The 3,778-nt window shown below is 44.6% G+C and carries 4 protein-coding genes; 3 read left to right on the forward strand and 1 reads right to left on the reverse strand.

The window, feature by feature from the left end; translation table 11 throughout:
* The first annotated feature begins 183 nt into the window (after positions 1 to 183).
* The 3 genes from AB4589_RS22005 (at position 184) to AB4589_RS22015 (ending at position 2,258) form a co-directional block, all read left to right on the forward strand.
* The gene (locus tag AB4589_RS22005; RefSeq protein WP_372101682.1) at positions 184 to 1,314 is read left to right on the forward strand and encodes a hypothetical protein; all 1,131 of its coding nucleotides are present in this window, start codon (positions 184 to 186) and stop codon (positions 1,312 to 1,314) included.
* A 47-nt stretch (positions 1,315 to 1,361) separates the two neighbouring features.
* Positions 1,362 to 1,865, forward strand: coding sequence for a hypothetical protein (locus tag AB4589_RS22010; protein ID WP_372101683.1), 504 nt, complete (start codon positions 1,362 to 1,364; stop codon positions 1,863 to 1,865).
* Positions 1,866 to 2,006: 141 nt separating this feature from the next.
* A complete protein-coding gene (locus AB4589_RS22015; RefSeq protein ID WP_017103429.1) occupies positions 2,007 to 2,258 on the forward strand; it encodes a DUF6482 family protein in 252 nt (83 codons plus the stop codon).
* A 91-nt stretch (positions 2,259 to 2,349) separates the two neighbouring features.
* Here AB4589_RS22015 and AB4589_RS22020 read toward each other — a convergent pair whose 3' ends face one another.
* Positions 2,350 to 3,591 (reverse strand): NADH:ubiquinone reductase (Na(+)-transporting) subunit B, encoded by a 1,242-nt coding sequence (locus tag AB4589_RS22020; protein WP_102257535.1) that lies wholly within the window; start codon positions 3,589 to 3,591, stop codon positions 2,350 to 2,352.
* Positions 3,592 to 3,778 lie beyond the last annotated feature (187 nt).

Genomic DNA, 3,778 nt, shown 5'->3' on the forward strand with positions numbered 1-3,778 from the left:
TAACTGATCGGCATTAGACCTGTGTCGGCTTTTTTTGTTTTTTACCGTATGGTCGGGATACTTATTAACCGAACAGCATTTTACATACTTAACTTGGAATCAAGATCAAACTACAATCGCGCGCTATAAAATTACACGCATAAAAAAAACAATTAGCTCTAATACATGAAGGATGTACGAGTAATGAAAAAAGTGAGTATTCTCGCAGCAGCGATTGCAGTGGCTTTAACAGGTTGTGGTAGCGACAGTTCTAATTCAGGTGTCACAACACCGACAGGACCATCCACAACAACCAACAAGTTTATCGATGCCGCTGTTGAAGGTATCTACTACAGCACTAGCTCTGGTTCAAAGGGCATCACAAACAGCGAAGGCGAATTTACCGCTAAGTCTGACGACACGGTGACCTTCTTCATTGGTGGTGAAAATGGCTTGAAAGTAGGGGCAGCATCAAACCGTGATGTACTGACACCATTTGAAGCAGCGGGCAAATACGACCGAGCTCTAAATTTAGCAATTCTACTTCAGTCTTTAGATAACCAATCTGGTAGCGCTTCTGATGAAGTACTGACAATTCCAGATGCGCTGCGCGAACCTGATGCAGCGACGTTAGCGAAGATGAAAAGCCTAAGTCTAGATGACCGTGATTCTGTTACAGACTTCCTGACAGCGATGGGAGTCACTTCAATTACTAGTGAATCTGAAGCATTGGCTCATATGGAGAAAGCATTCGGAGAAAAATATGGTACTGTTCGCGGCAGCACTGATGCCAATCCATTTGTAGCGAAAAATGGGCAATTCATTCGCTCAATCATGGTGAGACAGTATGATATTAACGATCCAAACAACCGCCCTAACGACAAGACAATGTTAGTTCACGCTGACAAAATGCTCCCTAAAGCTGTGTTTGAACATACACGTGGCACGCCTTACTTCACTTATCAAGATTCAGCCAATGGTCTTATTGCTGTAAGTGACAGCGACTCTTTATTGTCATACGCAGACGCTGAAGAGTATATCAACTGTGTATTGACAGGAAGTTCTGCAGGCTGCAATCAAACAGCTCACCCAGACTTCACTCTAAACGCTCCGTTGATAAAAGCAAAGAAAATACCACACCTAAGCCAGGACGTTACGATGAGGTACCTTTCATTGAAGGGAATCAACAAATCCTCAACCACTACACGCCAAATAAACTGGAAGATGATCGAGATGAAGGCGATGCAGACCCTTCATACCAATATGAAACCCTTTCTGGTAGCTATGACCCAATTACAAAAATATACACACAAATTCGTTCAAAAACTGAGTTAAACGACCCATCAAACGAATCTAGTGGAAAGAATCGCATCGAAGAAAGTTTGAATTTCTACTATCACGTAGAAACACCTAGCGACGAAAGGTACGTAGACTTTACTGGCTCTTGGGATACCACTCAGATTTGCGCTGATGGACAAAATGCTGTCATGAGAATGGTATTTGATTCTGAGGGCGCTACCGTATCAGGGAAAGAGTGCAATGCAAACTCACCGGCAGATCTTGAAGACTCAGGCAAGAAGTATACCTATGAAGAGCTTGCTGCAATTGACTATTGGTGGTTTAACATTTCGGGACGTGAATCAAAAGCAACCCTGACAGATTTAAACTCAGTTGTGCGCTTCTGTGATGATACTGACAATGGTTATATTCCTGGTTCAGGAGATAAATGTCCTGTTGATGCAAATGGTAATAACCAAGAATACATCATTAAATGGGAATACCAACCTGCTGGTACTAACTGGGACGAAGGATTGCTAACTCGCCGTAAAATGACTCCAGACGGATCAACAACAGGCCGTGTTAGCATCATGCAAAAAATCAACTAACCTTTGAGTTAATTTGATTACTTATGAATAAACCAGAAGCTGAGCTTCTGGTTTTTTCATTTTTAACACACATGAACCTTCAAACAACCATCAACGTAGATACAGAAACAAAGAACTATCGAGAACAACATGGAGTTTGTTATGAATCTACTCATTGAATCATTTGAAGGCGGGATCTACTTGGCTTACCAAATCATTGGCGAGCAAAAGCAGTTAATCAAAGACGACCACCAGCACCCAATGAAGTTTTTGAGTGTTAACCAAGCCCGCGACCACTTCAGTGATCAAGGCGTATCGTCAGCAATGCTGATACACAACAGTGCATACGACGAGATGTGCGGTGAGCATTGTGGTAACACCCAACCGTTCGAAATTGATTTGAAGTGGAGTTAAATCAACTTCAAATCAATCGCAATAAAAATTGAAAGGCTTGCAGCGATGCAAGCCTTTCTTATGGGAATCGCTTTCCCTATCTGCACTGAAATCAGCGCAATGTTCGTTTCTGTCTACGTTTGATGTTTTGCTCTTTCACTACAAAGTCGAACAGCGGAGCAAACAGGTTAGCAAACAAGATCGCCAACATGATGCCCTCTGGATAAGCAGGGTTGAGCACTCGAATACCGACCGTCATCACACCGATCAGAATCCCGTAAGCCCACTTACTCTGATTAGTAAACGCGGCAGAAACTGGGTCGGTTGCCATAAAGAAAGTGCCAAAGGCAACACCGCCCAATACAAAGTGCCAGTAGAACGGCATCGAGAACATCGAGTTGGTATCAGAGCCAATCCAGTTCAGTAAACTCGACGTTGCCACAAGCCCAACAATCACACCAGCCACAATGCGCCAAGACGCTATCTTCATGACGATCAAAATCAGACCTGTCAACATGATGAGCAATGAAGAAACCTCGCCCATCGAGCCCGGAATATTACCGATAAAGGCATCCATCCAAGTGATGGCCTCACCAGTCATGTTGTTGATCAGCGACGAGCTCCCCCCCTCATACCATTGGCTGAGCGGTGTTGCGCCAGAATAACCATCAGCTGCCACCCATACCAAGCCACCGGACATGTTGGCGGGATAAGCAAAGTAAAGAAACGCTCGCCCCGCCAGTGCAGGGTTGAGAAAGTTTCGCCCTGTGCCACCAAACAGCTCTTTCGCGACAACGATACCAAAGGTGATACCCAAAGCGGCTTGCCACAACGGGATAGTTGGCGGAAGAATAAGTGCGAACAGTACCGAGCTTACAAAAAAGCCTTCATTCACCTCGTGTTTTCGTACAACGGCAAATAAAACTTCCCAGAAGCCCCCGACCACAAATACGGTGGCATAAACAGGTAGGAAGTAGAGCGCCCCCAAGAACATCTGGCGCCCCCAGTCGCTTGCGACTAAGGACTGTGCATCACCAAACGCCCACGATAAGCGCCAACTGCTCTCTATAAGCGAGGTAAGTTCGTTAAGTTGATAACTGGATGTTAGTACCGAGACACTCTGGTGCCCGACGTTATACATCCCCCAAAACATCGCGGGGAAAGTCGCTAGCCACACCAAAATCATTATTCGCTTGAGATCGATACTATCTCGAACGTGGGTCAAGCCTCGGTTTACGTTGCCGGGCGTATAAAAGATGGTGGCAAACGCCTCATAGACTGGGTAAAGCTTTTCGTATTTACCTCCGGCTTCAAAACGCGGGGCTACGTCTTCTAATCGTTTCTTCAAACTCATAATCTCAATCACCTTATTGCTTGAGTTATGGTTTTCTACGCATCAACCGTGCTATTTGAACAATTTTTAGCGATTTTTAATCAAATTCGTCTTGAAGAACGAGTGTCTAAAAGTCGAACCGATGTTGAAAAAGAAGGGTGTATAAACAACAAAGCCCCAGCAATGGCTGTAATGCCGTTCGGATAAG

Source organism: Vibrio sp. 10N.222.49.A3, from assembly GCF_041475145.1.
GTDB lineage: Bacteria > Pseudomonadota > Gammaproteobacteria > Enterobacterales > Vibrionaceae > Vibrio > Vibrio tasmaniensis_A.

What these genes read in the sequence shown, in the direction of transcription:
- AB4589_RS22005 (WP_372101682.1), top strand. Translation starts at nt 184, where the DNA reads ATGAAAAAAGTGAGTATTCTCGCAGCAGCGATTGCAGTGGCTTTAACA.
- AB4589_RS22015 (WP_017103429.1), top strand. Translation starts at nt 2,007, where the DNA reads ATGAATCTACTCATTGAATCATTTGAAGGCGGGATCTACTTGGCTTAC.
- AB4589_RS22020 (WP_102257535.1), bottom strand. Translation starts at nt 3,591, where the DNA reads ATGAGTTTGAAGAAACGATTAGAAGACGTAGCCCCGCGTTTTGAAGCC.